A 17,053-nucleotide genomic window follows, 5' to 3' on the forward strand; every position below is an offset into this window, starting at 1 on the left:
TAATCGATTACAATGCAAACCGTATTCATTCGAGTATTGATTATTTAACTCCGAATGAAAAATACCAGCAATTAGTAAGTTAACGAGGTGTCTCGGTTCGATGTGTCTAAAAGCCTTGACACCTTTCTTAAAAAAGGGCTGTTGCACAAGCAACAGCCCTTTTCCAAAAGGAGGACATCAAAATGGTCCGTCAGCGGTACATCATGCATGTGGATATGGATGCGTTCTTTGCTTCGGTGGAGCAGCTGGATCATCCGGAATACCGGGGAAAACCGGTGATTGTGGGAGGGCTTTCCGGCCGGGGAGTGGTGTCCACCTGCTCCTATGAAGCCCGGAAATTCGGGGTCCATTCCGCCATGCCCATGACCACGGCCCGGCGGCTCTGTCCTCAGGCCATCTATGTCCAGGGCCGGTATGACCGGTATACGGAAATCTCCCGGGAGATCCGGGGGATCTTCCGGGAATTTTCTCCGGTGGTGGAGCCCTTGTCCATCGATGAAGCCTTCCTGGACCTTACGGGTATGGAGGCCCTGGCCGGGGATGTGTATGCCCTGGGACCCAGGATCAAACAGGTGATCCGGGAAAAAACCGGCCTTACCGCTTCCGTGGGGCTGGCCCCCAACAAATTCCTGGCCAAACTGGCCAGCGATCTCCGGAAGCCGGACGGGCTGGTGATCATCCGGCCGGAAGAGGCGGCGGCCTTCATCGGGCCCCTGCCGGTGGGACGGATCTTTGGATTGGGGCAGAAATCCGTGGGGGCCCTGAAAAAAATGGGCATCCGGACCATTGGCCAGCTGGCGGGCTGCGATCCCCGGATCCTGCGGCCTCTTTTGGGGAAAAACGCGGAGGAAATCCGGGACCGGGCCCGGGGCCTGGACAGCCGTCCGGTGGTGCCGGACGAACAGCGGAAATCCCTGGGGAAGGAGAACACATTCCCGGTGGATCTGGTGGGGCCGGAAACCTGTCTGGGAGCCCTGTGGGACCTGTGCCAGCAGGTAGGGTGGCGGCTCCGGTGCGCCGGCCTGTCCGGCTGCACGGTAACTCTGAAGGTGAAGACCGCCGGCTTCCAGCTGCTGACCCGGAGCCGGACGGTGGAGGAACCGGTTTGCCAGGATGAGGCCCTGATGGAACAGATCCGTCTCCTGGCCCGGCAGCTGCCCTGGACCCAGCCGGTTCGGCTTTTGGGAGTCAGCGTCAGCCACCTGGTGCCTGGAGGATCCCAGAGCCTGGCTGTGGAAGATGCACGGCAGGAAAAGCGGAACCGGGCCCTGGACGCCCTGAAGCAGCGGTTCGGGGAGGATATTATCCGGAAGGGCTGGAATCAGGGGGAAACCCGTCTGGTCAGAGAACGGGAAAAAAGGTAGAATAGAACTGTCTGAAGGGGGGGCCGGAGGACGGAAAGGAGACGGCTGATGGAACGGAAGAAGAAAATCGGTGTGGGGATGGTCCTACTGGGGGCCACTCTGTGGGGCAGCAGCAGCAACAGTGTGGAATACCTGATGGTGGATCAGCATTTCACCTGGTCCACCATCCTGTTCTGGCGGATGATCTGTACCGGGATCTCCTTCCTGGGAATCTGCCTGTTCCAGAAGCAGGATCTTCTGGCCCCCTTGAAAAACGACTGGAAATGGATGATGAAGTTCATTGTCCTGGGGCTGTATCTCATGCAGGTGACCTTTTTCAAGGCCATCTACTACAGCAATGCGGCCACAGCCACGGTGCTCCAGTACACCATGCCCGCCATCCTGCTGCTCATGTACCTGGTGAAGGACCGGCGGCTGCCCACTCGGCGGGAAGTGCTGGCGGTGGTGCTGGCTCTTCTGGGGACGGCCCTCATTGCCACCAAGGGCCAGGGGGCGTCCCTGGCGGTCTCCCGGGAGGCGCTGGTGTACGGGATCCTGGGGGCCTTCGGTATGGCTTTCTATACGGCCTATGCGGCGGTACTGCTGAAAAAGTACAGCTGCTTCCTGATCCTGGGCTGGAGCAGCCTGGGGAATGCCTTGCTCCTGAAACTGTTCCACCATCCCACTCTGGAGGGGGCCGTCCTGGACATCCACACGGCGGCGGCTTTTGGGATCCTGTTCGTGCTGGGGACCCTGGTGGCCTATTATGTGTACCTGGAGAGCACCAAATACATCCCTCCGGCGGAAACCGGGGCCCTGGCGGCTTTTGAACCTCTCTCCGCCTACTTTTTCTCCGTGGCGGTCATGGGGAACCGGGTGGGGCTGGTGGAACTGCTGGGGGCTCTGTGCATCATCGTCATGGTCTGTGTATTGGCCCGGAATGACTGATGGAAAAAAAGATTGCAAATTCTATTGACAGCCAGGGTTTGAGTCCCTATAATGTAAATCATACTAAAGCGGTAGTAATTAAAGCGGAGATTATTTTGGGAGGCCAAGACAATGAGCGAAGAAAAGAAATACCATTTTGAAACTCTGCAGCTCCATGTGGGGCAGGAACAGGCGGATCCCGCCACTGATTCCCGGGCAGTGCCCATTTACCAGACCACGTCCTATGTGTTCCGGAACAGCCAGCATGCTGCTGACCGGTTCGCCCTGAAGGATGCCGGGAATGTGTACGGCCGTCTCACCAACCCTACGGAAGACGTTTTTGAAAAACGGATCGCCGCCCTGGAAGGCGGGGTGGCAGCTCTGGCTACGGCCAGCGGCGCCGCTGCCGTGACCTACGCCATGCAGGCCCTGGTCCATGCCGGTCAGCACATTGTCTGCGCCACCACCGTATACGGCGGCACCTACAACCTGTTCGAACACACCTTCCCTGATTTCGGCATTGAAACCACTTTCGTGGATCCCACCAAAGGGGTCCAGGTCTTCGAAGAGGCCGTACGGGAAAACACCCAGGCCATTTACATTGAATCCGTGGGCAACCCCAATGCCAACCTGATCGACATCGAGGCCGTGGCCGCCATTGCCCACAAACACAAGATCCCTCTGGTTGTGGACAGCACTTTTGCCACTCCTTACCTGCTGCGGCCCTTTGAACACGGGGCTGATGTGGTAGTCCATTCCGCTACCAAATTCATCGGCGGCCATGGCACCACCCTGGGGGGCATCATCGTGGACAGCGGCAAGTTCGACTGGGTGGCTTCCGGCCGGTTCCCCTGGCTGGTTGACCCCAACCCCAGCTACCATGGGATTAGCTTTGCCAAAGACGTGGGACCTGCCGCCTATGTAACCTATATCCGGACCCTGATCCTCCGGGATACCGGGGCCACCATTTCTCCCTTCAACGCGTTCCTGCTGCTCCAGGGCACCGAAACCCTGTCCCTGCGGGTGGAACGTCAGGTGGAAAACGCCTTGAAAGTGGTGGACTTCCTGGCCCAGGATTCCCATGTGGCCAAGGTGAACCATCCTTCCCTGCCCAACCATCCGGATCATGAACTGTACAAGAAGTACTTCCCCAACGGCGGGATTTCCATCTTTACCTTTGAAATCAAAGGAGGCGCCGCTGCTGCCCAGAAGTTCATCGACCATCTGAAGATCTTCTCCCTCCTGGCCAATGTGGCGGATGTGAAGAGCCTGGTGATCCATCCGGCTTCCACCACCCATTCCCAGATGAACGAAGAAGAACTGGCAGCTTCCGGGATTACCCCGGCCACCATCCGGCTGTCCATCGGCACGGAACATATCGACGACATCATCGACGATCTGAAGCAGGCCTTCGCGGCTTTGGATTGATAAGAAAAGGGGCTGTTGCATGGGCAACAGCCCCTTTTTTGGGCCCGGGACCGGGGGTGTGAATTTTTTCACACCCTCTTTTTTCTATGTTATAATTAAAGTTACTTATATCAAATCAACGAAAGGCAGGGATCCCCATGGTCCGTACCACAACCAAAGACATGACTTCCGGCAGCATTCCCCGGCTTATCCTGGAATTTGCCCTGCCTCTGATGATCGGGAATATTTTCCAGATGCTGTACAACACGGTGGATTCCATTGTGGTGGGGAATTTTGTGGGGACCCAGGCCCTGGCGGCGGTGAGTTCCACCACCATGATCACCAACATGTCCGTTTTCTTTTTCAACGGATTCTCCATTGGGGCTACGGTGATCATCGGGAAATGCTTCGGAGCCAAGGACCACGGCCTGCTCCACCGGGCGGTGGAAACCACCATGGCGGCCACCTTCTGCCTGTGCGTGCTGTTCACGGTGTTTTTCTTTGCCGGCACGGATTTCATGCTCCAGTTCATGAAGACTCCGGCGGATGTGTTCGACCAGGCGGCCCTCTATCTCCGGATTTATTTTGCCGGGGTCACTGGGCTTCTGGTGTACAATATGGGCAGCGGGGTGCTCCGGGCAGTGGGGGACACCAAGCGGCCCCTGTATTTCCTGATCCTTACCAGCATCCTGAACATTGTCCTGGATCTGCTGTTTGTACTGGTGTTCCACTGGGGAATCGCCGGGGTGGCCTATGCCACCATCATCGCTCAGTTCATTTCCGCCGGAGCCACCCTGGGGGTGCTGCTCCGGACCCGGGATGTGTACCGGTTCTCCTTCGGGGACCTGTGCCTGGACCGGAACCTGCTGAGCCAGATTTTCCGGGTGGGGCTGCCTACCGCCGTCCAGAGCATCATTACTTCTTTTTCCAACATTTTCGTCCAGTCCTACATCAACTTCTTCGGGGCCACGGTAATGGCCGGATGGGGCTGCTACAACAAGCTGGACCAGTTCGTCATGCTGCCCATCCTGTCCATGGCCATGGCAGCCACCACCTTCGTGGCCCAGAACATCGGGGCCAAAAAAGAAAAACGGGCCAACGACGGGACTGTGTCATCCATCCTTCTGAGCCTGGCCATTACCGGGGCCATTGCCGCCCTGCTGTTCATTTTTGCTGATTTCTCCCTGCGGCTGTTCACCGGGGACGAAGCGGTGATCCAGTCCGGGGTGGGATTCATCCACGTGAACATCTTCTTCTTGCTGTGCAACTGTGTGAACCAGGTGCTGGCCGGTGCCCTCCGGGGCCGGGGAGATTCCATGGGACCCATGGTGATCATGCTCCTGTCCTTTGTGCTGGTCCGGCAGATCTATCTGTACATCATGACCCGGTACATCAGCAATACTCCCCTCACCGTAGGTTTCGGCTACCCGGTGGGCTGGACCACCTGCTGCGTGCTGGAGGTGCTGTATTTCTGGATGTATTGGAAGAATAGAAAATAAGGACTGCTGACCAAAGGGGCTGTTGCTTTTGCAACAGCCCCTTTTTTTATTCCACCATCTCTATCAGCTTCTCCACCAGTTCTCCGCTCCGGGTGAAGCTTTCCAGGTCCAGGTTCTCTTCTTTGGTATGGTTCTTGGTGTAGCCGGTGGCTATGCCCAGGGAAGGGAGGCCTTTGGCGTTGAAAATGTTGGCGTCCATGCCTCCGCCTCCCTGTTCGATCCGGGGCTGGATGCCCATGGCCTTCAGGGCCCGGCAGGCCAGAGCCACTACCGGCTCCTTTTCCTCCAGCCGGAAGGGGGCGAAGGAAATCTCCGCACTGGAAGTGACCTGGGCTCCAGTGCCCTGGACGATTTCCTCACAGTGCCGGCGGAAATAGGCCATGTAGTCTTCCAGCTTCTTCCGGTCCCGGCTGCGGCTTTCTCCTTTCACCCAGGCCCGGTCGCAGACAATGTTGGTGGCGGTGTTCCCGGTGCCCAGCAGGGGGAAGTTGGAAACCGTCTCTGCATCCAGCCGGCCGTCCTTCAGGGTATCCAGCAGGTGGCACAGGATGTGGGCGGCGTTGATGCCCTTTTCCGGTTCGTTGCCGGCATGGGCGGCTTTGCCCCGGACTTCCGCCTGGAGCTTGGCCAGACCGGGGGCTCCGTTGATCAGCCGGCCCAGGGTGCCCGGGCTGTCCATTACATAACAGAAAGGACTCTGGAACTGGGACAGGTCCAGGGCCCGGCCGCCCCACAGGTTGGCTTCTTCCCCCACGGTAAAGGCGATTTCCAGACGGGGCAGAGGGCTGCGGGAGGCCAGCGCCCGGCGGACCCCGTCCAGGATGGCACAAAGGCCGCTTACATCATCGGCGGCCAGGATGGTGGAGCCGTCGGACACCAGGTATCCGTTTTTTTCCTGAGGGCGGATGTGGAAGCCGTTGGCCACCCGGTCCATATGGCTGCAGAACAGGATGGAACCGGGCCGGTCCCCTTCCCGGAAGGCCGCCAGGTTCCCGGTATTCCCTCCAAAGGTATCCCCTGCCCGGTCTTCCGTTACCGTAAAGCCCAGGGCCCGGAGTTTTCCGGCAAGGGCGTCCGCAATGGCCCGTTCTTTGCCGGAAGCGGAGTCAATCTGTACCAGCTCTTTGAACTCTTCAACAATATCCATAGGTTTCTCCCTTCTTTTTTACAGGATCTTGGCCATAATGGTGGCCACTACAATGGAAAGCACCGTTACGGAAGTGAAGCCGGAAATCACATAGGCAGTGCCAATGCGTTTTTCCAGGTAGTCGATTTCTTCCGGAGTCTTTCCCACGGTTTTGGCGATTTCCTCACTGATCAGCTGGGTGCCGGGATAACCGATCATCTGGCACATGGCGATGCCGATGCACAGGTCCTTGTCTCCCACGATCTTCCACAGAGGCAGGATCTTGAAGGCCAGGACGATGCCGGCTACGGTTACGGCGAACACGGCCAGCACGGTGATCCCCAGCTGGCCCAGCATGCTGAAATCCACTTTGGCCAGGGAGGGGACGATGGCGGTAAGGGCCCCGAAAATGAAGAAGCCGCTGGCGTTGGCGTTTTTCTTGATCAGGTTGGCAGGCACCAGCCCCAGGTTCCGGAGCACCAGGCCGATGATCATGCACCACAGGAACATCCCCACCCAGTTGTGGGTCAGTTTGCCGCCGATGGTGCCCAGCCAGGCACTGGCGGCCCCGATGCACAGGCTGATGTAGATGGTGAACCGGCGGGTGTTCCGTTCCGCCCAGCTCTGCCGGGGGCTGTCCTGGGGAATCTCTTCCCGGGTCAGGACGCTGTCCGGATCCGCTGCCTTCTGCTGCCGGTATTCTTCCACATACCGGCGGGCGGCTTTCAGACCGAAGTAGGAGGCGGGCAGGGTGCCCACGAATTTCTGGGTGGCATAGAGGAAGGCGGCCAGGGCGGCGGTAATGGCCAGTCCCTGGTCTGTGGCGGCTTTGACCATGGTGGTGGTGGCGATGATGCCTCCGTTGATCACCGGTGCCGCAGCCAAGGCGTTGGCCCGGCCGATGAAGGGAATCAGCACCAGGCAGGAGGCAATGGCAATGGCCATGGCGATGCAGCTGGCGGCCACGGACCGCCATTCCCGCTTCAGCATGGCCAGGTCAATGGTGGTGCCCATGTTCAGCAGCAGCATCACCATGGAAATGGGCCCCAGGGTGGTGAGACCGGCCTGTTTGATGATGTCTGCCGGAATGATCTTGAAAATGAACAGGACCAGAAAGGTCATCATAATGACGAAAAGAGAAGAAAGCCGGGCCCGGGTCAGCTGGGAAATCAGATCCCCGAAAGCAAAAACGGCCAGGACAATCAGCAGTGCAGTCCACATGGTCATAAAAACATACCCCCCGAAAATAAAATGAGGGCGGTGAAGGAGTTTCCCGCCCCGGATAAAAGAATACGGCAGTTTACCTGAGCAAACTGAAAATATGAATGAAATTTTAACACGTGGCGGCAGGGAAGTCAATAATTTCAGGTACATTTATCCATTGTTTGCTGATGGATGTTTACGGTTGCAATAGAAATATGAACTTGCAAATAAAAAACATTACAAAAGCAACGGAGCATGGCCGCCCAGAGGGCAGAAGCGTTTATACTCTTTCAACCGCGAAAGCTCTCCGCCGGGAGGGCAGACCCGTTCGTCCCTGGCGGGAGGCTCACAGCCTATCGCTTTGCCCTGACGGTCAAAGGCAGCGGCTACGGACCAGGAAGCCGGACCCTATCGCCCGCGTGCTCCACCCCAGGAGCGACGACACCCGGCGTTGTCCCGCCGACTCCTCCTGGGCCTGCCCTCCCGGCTCCCGAAGAATCGACGTATACTCGTGCAAAGTGCCAGCAAGGCCGGAGACCAAATCCGTCCTGCAGGAGTGGTCCAGATGTGTCCCCCTGCGACGGATGCGACGAATAGGAGCAACCTAGTCCCGTGGAGCAAGGGGGAAAGGACCCGCGTTAGCGGGTAGAGGGTTCTCCCCAGGCGGGGATACACCTTTCTTATATAGAGAAAGTAAAAGGACTCTGGCCGAACCCCACCACCATTGCGCAAGCGCAACGGTCCCCCGCCCCTTTCAGGGGACGGACAGATACAAAATTATAAATATAAGTTCAATGCTTCTGTCGAACATTCCATCGTAGTCTGCCGGTCCTGCAAAGTATCGGCTGTCGCCGATCCCCCACCACCATGCTCCGCACGGACCCCAGCCGCGGCATAAGCGACCGCCAACGTTGCCGAAATGTCGGGCGCCTGCTTATACCCTTCCCAGGGCGGGCTTTGGGACCGCCAGGGTGAAAGTATAGTACAGCCGGCGGGCCGCTGGTTGTGCGGCCCCTATTGCAGGAAACCTACTGCTTTGGTATAGTAGGCTTACGAATATGGGAAAAGGAGATCCTGACTATGGAAAATTTGTTTCATCGTATCAGTATAAGGAAATATCTGAACAAACCGGTGGAAAAAGAAAAGATCTTGGAAATCCTCCGGGCGGCCATGGCGGCTCCTTCTGCCTGCAACCAGCGGCCCTGGCGCTTTACCGTGGTGACGGACCGGGAAAAGATCCGGGAACTGGCGGCCGTCAGCCAGTATTCCGTTTTTGCTGCAGCGGCTCCGGTGATTCTGGTTATCAGCTATCGGAAAGACTGCCTGCTGCCGGAGTTTGCTCCGGTGGACACCAGTGCGGCCTTGGAAAATCTCTGGATCGAAACCGATGCCCAGGGACTGGGAGGCGTCTGGATGGGGGTCTATCCCCGGCCTGAAAGGATGGCGGCTGTAGGGAAGATTGCCGGCCTGCCGGCGGAAGAAGAAGCTTTTGCCATGTTCTCCCTGGGGTATCCGGGAGAGGAAACCAGGAAGCATGACCGGTTCCAGGAAGAATGGATCCGGTGGATCGAGTAAACAGGGAGGTGCCTGATGAAATTCGTACTGAGCCTGCCTCTGGCCCCGGCGGGGATGGAAATGATGGAAAAATTGGGGATCCAGTGGGAAGTGGGTCCCGGCTTAAACTGGGAAGAATACCCCGATGACCTTTTGGAAAGTACTGATGCTCTCATTGTCCGGCTGGAAAAATGTCCGGAATCCGTGCTCCGCCGGTGCCCCAACCTGAAGGTGCTGGGACGCCCGGGGATGGGCTTTGAAAATGTGCCGGTGGACTACTGCACCAAGCGGGGGATCCCGGTGGTGCTGGCTCCCGGGGCCAATGCCCGGAGCGTGGCGGAACATGCCCTGGCCCTGATCTTTGCCTGTGCCAAGGATCTGAAGGAGATGGACGCCGAGAACCGGAAAGGGAACTGGGGAATCCGGGCCCAGGGAAAACAGATGGAACTGGCCGGGAAAACCGTGGGCATCGTGGGGGTAGGCGGCATCGGCAGCCTGCTGGCCCATCTGTGCCGGGCCCTGGGCATGGACTGCCTGGGCTGGAGCCATTCCCGGAACCGGGCCCGGGTGGAGGACGCGGGCTGCCGGTATGGGGACACCCTGGAGGAAGTGCTCCGGGAAAGCGATTTCGTGTCCCTCCATGTACCTCTGCTGGAAGAGACCCGGCATTTCATCGGAGCCCGGGAACTGGCCATGATGAAACCCACCGCCTTTCTCATCAACACGGCCCGGGGAGCGGTGGTGGATGAACAGGCCCTGGCGGATGCGGTGAACCAGGGCGTCATTGCCGGGGCCGGCGTGGATGTGTATGGGACAGAACCGGCGGATCTGGATAACCCAGTGTTCACGGCGCCCCGGATCCTCTGCACCCCCCACAGTGCCGCCCTGACCCCCGATTCCTGGGCCAGGATGGCCTGCGCCGCCGTGGAAGGCTGTTATGCCGTGTGCCAGGGAAAGGAATGGAAAGGCGTGGCCAATCCGGAGGTGTGGGGGAGAAAATCTTGACATACTTCCTGTATTTTAGTACACTAGCGGAGTAAAGCAAAACACAACTGAACGGTCCGGCTGAGGAAGGCGGACCGTTTCGGTTTCTGAGGGGGTCCTGAGGATGACGAAAAAAGTGGCGATACTGGGGAGCAGCGGGGGAAACCTGTACAACCTGGGCGGGAAAGATCCGGCTTCTCTTTTGGGAGAAATGGTCCGGCAGATCAAAGGGGCGGGGATGGAACTGACCGCCATCCAGTTCATCGGGGCGGAAGCCTCCATGGATACGGCCAAACCGGACACCAAAGCGGCACTGTGGACCTGGAACGGGGAAGAACCGAAGGTGGTGTTCCGGGGGACCCTGGAAGAAGTGAACCGGGAAGCAGTGCTGGAAGACGAACGGATCGCCGGGCTCATCGATGAGGACAAAGTGGACGGGCTGATCCTGGCCAGCTGTGACCCCAAAGGAGCCAACCGGGCAGCCATGGAGGCGGCCGCGGACAAGAAGCTGGCGGCCACTGGTACCGGGGGTACCTCCATGGCCCTCGCCCAGTCCATGGGTCTCAATGTGGTGGCGGTTTCCGGTACCACCGGCACCACCAACCGGACCCGGGCCATTGCCAATGTGTTTGCCCTGGCCAAATTCTGGAAGCTCAGCTACCGGCCGGCCATGAACGGCGGGGTCACCGCCGGGGACGCCGGGGAACAGGGGAGCCTCCTGTCCCGGATCAGCGTCCGGGGGATCCTGATGGCGTCCCTCCCCGGATTCATTGCCATGGCCCTCACCCTGATTCTCAGCAAGGTGCCGGGACTGGAATACTTTGAAAAGATCTTCAACATCATGATCGACGCTCTGCCGGTGATCGTGGCCACGGTGGCCGCCAAACAGGTATCCGGCATGGGGGATGTGGCCATTGTGGCCGGGGTGGTCACCGGGATCCTGTCCGTAAAGGGCGGGCTCATCGGGGGCATCATCGGCGGGATCATCGCCGGGATCCTGGTCCAGTTCCTGCTGCTGAAATGCCTGAAGCTGAATTTCCCTGCCACCACTGCCAATATTGTGGCCGGGGGCGTTGCAGGCCTGGCCGCCGGGCTCCTGATCTACCTGTTCATTGCGCCGCTGGCGGAAGCGGTGGGCAACGGGATCCGCTACGTGATCGACTGGGCTTTCTCCATCCATCCGGTGCTCTGCGGAGGCCTGGCGGGACTCCTGATCTGGCCGGCCATTATGGGGGGCATGTACCATGCGGCCATCCTGCCCATTATCCTGCTGGAAATGGAAAAGACCGGGAACTCCTTTTTGGGAGCCATCGACATGGTGGGCCTGGTAATGGTGTCCGCCGGGATCATGGCCGCCAACATCCTGGCGCCCCGGCGGCAGGACGACCGGGCCCTGGCCATTCCCGGGCTGTTCATCAACATGGCCTTCGGGACCTTTGTGGAAGCGGCCTATCCCTTTATGTTTTCCAATAAAGTGGTGATGGCCGGAGCCATCCTGTCTGCCGGGGTAGGGGGAGTGGCCGTAGGGTACTTCAATGTCCGGGGTACCGCCTATGTGCCCAGCATCGTGGCCCCCACCCTGTCCAACAATGTGCTGGGCTTCGCCTTCTGCATGTTCCTGTCCGCCTTCTGCGCCTTCTGCATCACCGCAGCGGCGAACCGGTTTACGAAGAGTAAAGGGGAATGAAAAAGCAGTGGCACACGTAAAAAACATACGCGTGCCACTGCTTTTTTATCATTCGGCCATTGACGATTGACAATTGACCATTGACGGGGATGTTGCACGCATATTTTTTACGTGCAACATCCCCCTTATTTCTTTGTGATCAACGGGGCCTTTACCTGGAAATACTCGTGGATCAGGTCTTTGTAGTAGAGCATGGCCTTGTTCAGGTAGGCTCCTTTTTTATAGGTAATGCACATTTCCCAGTAGGGGTCTCCAGGGATCCGGTAGTAGGCGATCTTGTCCTGGTATTTGTAGTAGCCGGCGGAGACGATGGTGCAGGCCATGTTGTTCTTCACCATGGTGAGAAGGGCCCGGATGCTGGCGCTTTCGAACAGCACATAGGGATGGTAGTCCGCTTCCTTCAGCACCTGATCGATGATCTGGCGCATGGTGGATTTGGGGAACATGAGTACGAAGGGACTGTCCTTGCACTGATCCACCGGCAGATAGGGCAGGTCTTCCAAAGGAGTGCCGGGACGGGCCGGGTCCACTGCCCGGGGACTTTCCCGGGGAATGGCCAGGAGCATGGGTTCCCGGCGGATCAGCTCGAATTCCAGGTCAGGGGTCTTCTGTTTCTCCGTTACTGTCACCACCCCCAGGTCCGTATCTCCCCGGCTGAGCCAGTTCAGCTGGTCCACTACGAACATTTCATGGGGCCGGAGGGTGATCCCCGGGAACCGTCGGTGGAACTGGGGATAGGTGGCTACCAGCATGTCGATGCCCCGTTCCCGGGAAAAGGTCAGCCGGAGATCTCCCAGGCTGCTCTGGGCCATGTCGTGGATGATGTTGTAGGCTTCCCGTTTTTCCCGGAGCATGTTCCGGCCATATTCCAGATACACCTGGCCGGCACTGGTGGGGGTCAGGTCATGTTTGTGCCGGACGAACAGTTTGATCCCCAGCTGCTGTTCCAGCTTCAGCAGCTGCTGGTTCAGGGCGGACTGGGTAATGAACAGATGCTCGGCGGCTTTGGTGATGCTGCCGGTTTCCGCAATCTTCACGATGTATTCGATCTGTTTCAGATCCATCGGGCACACCTCACTTAGAAAAACTTATTTTATAACTAAAAATAAACAATTTGATTTATAGTAACATGAAAATTACAATAAAGTCAAACATTGAATCCGGACGCTATTCACAATAGACTGAAAACGCGCAATTTCAGGGAAGCTGTCGGATTGGATCGTCAAGGGCCTGTGACATTGTTGGATACTGTTGGTTATGATCAAGGAGGAGCAAATCAATGACACCCGTAATTACCAAAATGGAAGTTTACCCGGTTGCCGGCAGGGACAGCATGCTGCTGAACCTGAGCGGCGGGCACGCCCCCTATTTCACCCGGAACATTGTAATCCTTACGGATTCTGAAGGAAACACCGGGGTGGGGGAAGTCCCCGGAGGCCCCAAGATCACCAATGCCCTGGAAGAGGTGAAGGACATTGTGGTGGGGACCAAAATTTCTGATTACCGGAACACCCTGCTGGCGGTGAAAGCCCATCTGGACAAGAACGGCGAAGAAGATGTCCGTGGGAACCAGACCTTCGATCTGCGGACCGGGGTCCATGTAATGACCGCCATCGAAGCCCCCTGCCTGGACCTGTTGGGGAAATTCCTGGACATGCCGGTATGCCGGCTGCTGGGCAACGGGCAGCAGCGGGATTTCGTCCGGTTCCTGGGGTACCTGTTCTTTGTAGGGGACCGGAACAAAACGGATCTGCCCTACGACCATGAAGAAGATTCCGACTGTGAATGGTACCGGCTGCGGAACGAAGAAGCCCTGGATGCGGACAGCGTAGTGGCTCTGTGCCGGGCTGCCAAGGAAAAATACGGGTTCAAGGACTTCAAGCTGAAAGGCGGCGTGCTGCCCGGTGACGAAGAAATGAAAGTCATCAAGGCCATGAAGAAAGCCTTCCCGGATGCCCGGATGGACCTGGATCCCAACGGAGCCTGGCTGCTGGAAGATGCTGTGAAGTATGTGTCCGACATGCACGGCATCCTGACCTATTGTGAAGATCCCTGCGGTGCCGAAGGAGTATATTCCGGACGGGAAATCATGAGCGAATTCCGCCGGCGCACCGGCTTCCCCACCGCCACCAACATGATCGCCACCGATTGGCGGCAGGTGGGTCACTCCCTGGAAAGCCAGGCAGTGGACATTATCCTGGCTGATCCCCATTTCTGGACCATGAACGGGTCCGTACGGGTGGCGCAGATGTGCCATGAATTCGGCTACACCTGGGGCAGCCATTCCAACAACCACTTTGACATCTCCCTGGCCATGTGCGTCCAGGTGGGGGCTGCGGTGCCGGGCTTCTACAATGCCCTGGATACGCACTGGATCTGGCAGGAAGGCCGGGAACGGCTGACCAAGGAACCCATGCAGATCGTGGACGGCGGCATTAAAGTGCCGGACAAACCGGGTCTGGGTGTGGAAGTGGACCGGGAACAGGTGATGAAGGCTCACGAGCTGTACAAGAAACACTGCCTGGGTGTCCGGAACGATGCCATCACCATGCAGTACCTGATCCCCGGCTGGAAATTCGATGCAAAATCTCCCTGCCTGGTACGGTAAGGACAGGGTTCACGAATCGGAGGAATAGAAAATGGCAGAATCCACACGGATGGTCCTGGGCTTGGGCCTGGGCATCCTGGTCATGATAATCTTAGTCGCTAAAACAAAAGTCCACAGCTTCATCGCCATGCTGATCGCCGCCTTGATCACCGGGATCATCGGAGGCATGCCCATTCTTACCGTGAAGGTGGCGGGCAAAACCACTGTGGGCGTGATCAACGCCATCAGCACCGGCTTCGGCAACACCCTGTCCAGCACCGGCATCATCATCGGCCTGGGGGTCATGATGGGGGCCATCCTGGAAAAATCCGGGGCTGCGGAAAAACTGGCCATCAGCTTCATCAAACTGGTGGGGAAGGGCAATGAAGAATGGGCCCTGGGGGTCACCGGCTGGGTGGTTTCCATCCCGGTTTTTGCTGACTCCGCTGTGGTGATGCTCTGCCCCCTGTGCAAAGCCATCTCCAAGGTAACCGGCAAATCCGTCATCGGCCTGGGGCTGTCCCTGGCCTGCGGGCTCCAGCTGACTCACGTGCTGGTGCCTCCTACCCCCGGCCCTCTGACCGCAGCCGGGATGCTGGGCATCGATGTGGGGCAGATGATCGCCGGGGGTGCCATCCTCAGTATCCCCATGCTGCTGGTGATCGTCCCCTACTGCAAATGGATCGGCAAGAAGATTTACCAGGTGGTCAATACAGATGATGAATACGTCCGTCCTCAGCAGGGCGAACAGGTGAAACTGGCTTCCACGGAACTTCTGGATCAGTTCCTGAACCGGACGGATCTGCCCGGGCTGGCCATTTCCGCGGCGCCCATTGTGGTTCCTCTGATCATGATCCTGACCAAGACGGTGCTGGATCTGATGGGAGCGGACAAGAGTGCCGGGTACTACTACTTTGTGGCTCTCTTTGGCAGCCCCATTGTGGCCCTGATGATCGGGACCCTGATCGCCATTTATGGCCTGGTGCCCAACCGGGATAGCAAAGAAGTGCTGAAGATGATGGATGACGGCATCAAAGACACCGGCATCATCATGCTGATCACCGGTGTGGGCGGTTCCCTGGGGTATGTGGTACGGGCTTCCGGCATCGGCAATGTGCTGGGCCAGATGGTTGTGACCTGGCCGGTGCCTGCGGTGCTGATTCCCTTCTGCATCGCCGCTCTCATGCGGATCTGCCTGGGGTCCGCTACGGTGGCCATCGTAACTTCCGCCTCCCTGACCATGCCTTTGATGAGCCAGCTGACCATCAGCCCGCTGCTCATGGCTCTGTCCTGCTGCGTGGGTGCCATTTCCTTCGGGTACTTCACCGACTCCGGGTTCTGGGTCTGGAACGGCATGTTCGGTGTCAGCGACCTGAAAGAACAGCTCCAGTGCAAAACCGCTGTGTCCATGATCATGGCCGGCGTCGGTCTCCTGGAACTGCTGGTGGCCCAGTATTTCATTTGATAAGCGGTTAAGTCTGGAGTCTGGAGCCGCTGGATAAAATTTGCAGGCAAATTTTTCTGAAGCTGGAAAGACTGGAAGGTTTTTATCCTCAGAAGGAACTGGCAGACAGTTCCTTTCCAGGGTCTTCCGACTTCTGACTCCAGACTGCTCAACCGGAGCTGCCAAAGGCAGCTCCTCTGGGAAAGCCAGAGATCCTTCCCTGGTTTTCCCAGAGGAATCTTCCCTGTTGAAATCTCATGACCTTGCAAGAATGTATAGGAGGGGTAAGCATGTATAAAATCCTGGTGCCCAAGGCCCTGAAACCGGTGGCCCGTGAGTTCCTGACCAAAAAAGGGTATGAACTGGTAAGCCCGGAAGCAACGGACGAAGCCACCCTGGCCAAAGCCATTGCCGATGTGGATGGGGTCATCGCCCGGACGGAAAAATACACCAAGACTGTGGTGGATGCCGGGAAGAACCTGAAGATCATCGCCCGGTACGGCATTGGTTACGAAAACATCGATCTGGAGGCCTGTGACGCCAAAAATGTCACGGTGACCCTGGCCCGGGGCTGCAACACCTATTCGGTGGCGGAACATGCCATTTCTCTGATGCTGGCCTGCTTCCGGCAGATCCCCCAGTTCAATACGGAAATCCGGAAGGGCAACTGGAAGAGCCGGGATGCCATCGAGACCCACGAAGCCCGGTACAAGACCTTCGGCAGCATCGGCATTGGGCCCATCGGCCTGGAAGCCGTGAAGATCGCCCATTTCGGATTCCAGATGCGGACCCTGGTGTACGACAAGTTCGTGGACCGGAGCCAGTTCCCGGACTGGGTGGAATTCGTGGATACCCTGGATGAACTGATGGAACAGGCGGATGTGGTTTCTCCCCACCTGCCTCTCAACAAAGGGACCTTCCACATCATCGACGAGGAAGCCATTTCCCACATGAAGCCCACGGCGGTGCTGCTGAACGTATCCCGGGGTGCCATCTGGGATGAAAAAGCCGTGTACAAGGCCCTGAAGGAAGGCCGGATCGCAGCGGCGGGAGCGGATGTGTTCGAAACGGAACCACCTGCTCCGGACATGCCCCTGTTCAGCCTGCCCAACTACATCGGATGCCCCCACACGGCGGCTCTGACGGAAGAGGCGGTGGATGCGGTGGCCATGAACTGCGCCCAGGCCATTGACGACCTGCTGAACGGCCGGGAACCCAAATTTATCATCAACCATCCGAAAAAAGACTGAGTGAGACTGCAGGAAGGCTGCAGCCCGTATATGGGAGGATCG

The 17,053-nt window shown here is 58.1% G+C and carries 13 protein-coding genes; 10 read left to right on the forward strand and 3 right to left on the reverse strand.

Translation table 11 applies throughout. The annotated features are described in order from the left end of the window. Window positions 1-182 precede the first annotated feature (182 nt). The 4 genes from dinB to FX155_RS08555 all read left to right on the forward strand — a co-directional run bounded on the left by dinB (window position 183) and on the right by FX155_RS08555 (window position 5,176). Window positions 183-1,364 (forward strand): DNA polymerase IV, encoded by a 1,182-nt coding sequence (gene dinB, locus FX155_RS08540; RefSeq protein ID WP_022487235.1) that lies wholly within the window; start codon window positions 183-185, stop codon window positions 1,362-1,364. A gap of 48 nt (window positions 1,365-1,412) precedes the next feature. After that, on the forward strand, window positions 1,413-2,291 hold the full coding sequence (locus FX155_RS08545) for a DMT family transporter (protein WP_022487234.1): 879 nt from the start codon (window positions 1,413-1,415) through the stop codon (window positions 2,289-2,291). A gap of 111 nt (window positions 2,292-2,402) precedes the next feature. Then, window positions 2,403-3,698 (forward strand): O-acetylhomoserine aminocarboxypropyltransferase/cysteine synthase family protein, encoded by a 1,296-nt coding sequence (locus tag FX155_RS08550; RefSeq protein WP_154488433.1) that lies wholly within the window; start codon window positions 2,403-2,405, stop codon window positions 3,696-3,698. A 137-nt stretch (window positions 3,699-3,835) separates the two neighbouring features. Next, a complete protein-coding gene (locus FX155_RS08555; protein ID WP_154488434.1) occupies window positions 3,836-5,176 on the forward strand; it encodes an MATE family efflux transporter in 1,341 nt (446 codons plus the stop codon). A 46-nt stretch (window positions 5,177-5,222) separates the two neighbouring features. Here FX155_RS08555 and FX155_RS08560 read toward each other — a convergent pair whose 3' ends face one another. Together FX155_RS08560 and FX155_RS08565 are read right to left on the reverse strand one after the other, a co-directional pair. After that, window positions 5,223-6,323 (reverse strand): M20/M25/M40 family metallo-hydrolase, encoded by a 1,101-nt coding sequence (locus FX155_RS08560; RefSeq protein WP_154488435.1) that lies wholly within the window; start codon window positions 6,321-6,323, stop codon window positions 5,223-5,225. Between the two features lie 18 nt (window positions 6,324-6,341). Then, window positions 6,342-7,529 (reverse strand): hypothetical protein, encoded by a 1,188-nt coding sequence (locus FX155_RS08565; RefSeq protein WP_154488436.1) that lies wholly within the window; start codon window positions 7,527-7,529, stop codon window positions 6,342-6,344. Between the two features lie 1,056 nt (window positions 7,530-8,585). Here FX155_RS08565 and FX155_RS08570 point away from each other — a divergent pair. From FX155_RS08570 to FX155_RS08580, 3 genes are all read left to right on the forward strand, one after another. Then, window positions 8,586-9,080 carry a nitroreductase family protein gene (locus FX155_RS08570; RefSeq protein ID WP_022487862.1) on the forward strand — a complete coding sequence of 165 codons (495 nt, stop codon included), beginning with the start codon at window positions 8,586-8,588 and terminating at the stop codon, window positions 9,078-9,080. A gap of 15 nt (window positions 9,081-9,095) precedes the next feature. Continuing rightward, complete coding sequence (locus tag FX155_RS08575; protein ID WP_154488437.1) at window positions 9,096-10,064, forward strand: hydroxyacid dehydrogenase; 969 nt, start codon at window positions 9,096-9,098, stop codon at window positions 10,062-10,064. Window positions 10,065-10,167: 103 nt separating this feature from the next. After that, complete coding sequence (locus tag FX155_RS08580) at window positions 10,168-11,730, forward strand: PTS sugar transporter (RefSeq protein WP_154488438.1); 1,563 nt, start codon at window positions 10,168-10,170, stop codon at window positions 11,728-11,730. A gap of 125 nt (window positions 11,731-11,855) precedes the next feature. On the opposite strand, the gene FX155_RS08585 is transcribed toward FX155_RS08580, so the two are convergent. Continuing rightward, window positions 11,856-12,794, reverse strand: a complete 939-nt coding sequence (locus FX155_RS08585; protein ID WP_154488439.1) for a LysR family transcriptional regulator — start codon at window positions 12,792-12,794, stop codon at window positions 11,856-11,858. A 215-nt stretch (window positions 12,795-13,009) separates the two neighbouring features. On the opposite strand from FX155_RS08585, the gene FX155_RS08590 reads away from it, so the two are divergent. The 3 genes from FX155_RS08590 to FX155_RS08600 all read left to right on the forward strand — a co-directional run bounded on the left by FX155_RS08590 (window position 13,010) and on the right by FX155_RS08600 (window position 17,011). Further along, the gene (locus tag FX155_RS08590; protein WP_022487866.1) at window positions 13,010-14,338 is read left to right on the forward strand and encodes an enolase C-terminal domain-like protein; all 1,329 of its coding nucleotides are present in this window, start codon (window positions 13,010-13,012) and stop codon (window positions 14,336-14,338) included. A 31-nt stretch (window positions 14,339-14,369) separates the two neighbouring features. Further along, window positions 14,370-15,782 (forward strand): GntP family permease, encoded by a 1,413-nt coding sequence (locus tag FX155_RS08595; RefSeq protein WP_154488440.1) that lies wholly within the window; start codon window positions 14,370-14,372, stop codon window positions 15,780-15,782. A gap of 269 nt (window positions 15,783-16,051) precedes the next feature. Continuing rightward, window positions 16,052-17,011: a hydroxyacid dehydrogenase gene (locus tag FX155_RS08600; protein ID WP_022487868.1), complete on the forward strand. Its 960-nt coding sequence runs from the start codon at window positions 16,052-16,054 to the stop codon at window positions 17,009-17,011. The last annotated feature ends 42 nt before the right edge of the window (window positions 17,012-17,053 follow it).

Origin of the sequence: Acidaminococcus fermentans (assembly GCF_009696675.1) — a bacterium.
GTDB lineage: Bacteria > Bacillota > Negativicutes > Acidaminococcales > Acidaminococcaceae > Acidaminococcus.

What these genes read in the sequence shown, in the direction of transcription:
- FX155_RS08595 (WP_154488440.1), top strand. Translation starts at nt 14,370, where the DNA reads ATGGCAGAATCCACACGGATGGTCCTGGGCTTGGGCCTGGGCATCCTG.
- FX155_RS08570 (WP_022487862.1), top strand. Translation starts at nt 8,586, where the DNA reads ATGGAAAATTTGTTTCATCGTATCAGTATAAGGAAATATCTGAACAAA.
- FX155_RS08560 (WP_154488435.1), bottom strand. Translation starts at nt 6,323, where the DNA reads ATGGATATTGTTGAAGAGTTCAAAGAGCTGGTACAGATTGACTCCGCT.
- FX155_RS08545 (WP_022487234.1), top strand. Translation starts at nt 1,413, where the DNA reads ATGGAACGGAAGAAGAAAATCGGTGTGGGGATGGTCCTACTGGGGGCC.
- FX155_RS08555 (WP_154488434.1), top strand. Translation starts at nt 3,836, where the DNA reads ATGGTCCGTACCACAACCAAAGACATGACTTCCGGCAGCATTCCCCGG.
- dinB (WP_022487235.1), top strand. Translation starts at nt 183, where the DNA reads ATGGTCCGTCAGCGGTACATCATGCATGTGGATATGGATGCGTTCTTT.
- FX155_RS08550 (WP_154488433.1), top strand. Translation starts at nt 2,403, where the DNA reads ATGAGCGAAGAAAAGAAATACCATTTTGAAACTCTGCAGCTCCATGTG.
- FX155_RS08590 (WP_022487866.1), top strand. Translation starts at nt 13,010, where the DNA reads ATGACACCCGTAATTACCAAAATGGAAGTTTACCCGGTTGCCGGCAGG.
- FX155_RS08600 (WP_022487868.1), top strand. Translation starts at nt 16,052, where the DNA reads ATGTATAAAATCCTGGTGCCCAAGGCCCTGAAACCGGTGGCCCGTGAG.
- FX155_RS08575 (WP_154488437.1), top strand. Translation starts at nt 9,096, where the DNA reads ATGAAATTCGTACTGAGCCTGCCTCTGGCCCCGGCGGGGATGGAAATG.
- FX155_RS08580 (WP_154488438.1), top strand. Translation starts at nt 10,168, where the DNA reads ATGACGAAAAAAGTGGCGATACTGGGGAGCAGCGGGGGAAACCTGTAC.
- FX155_RS08565 (WP_154488436.1), bottom strand. Translation starts at nt 7,529, where the DNA reads ATGACCATGTGGACTGCACTGCTGATTGTCCTGGCCGTTTTTGCTTTC.
- FX155_RS08585 (WP_154488439.1), bottom strand. Translation starts at nt 12,794, where the DNA reads ATGGATCTGAAACAGATCGAATACATCGTGAAGATTGCGGAAACCGGC.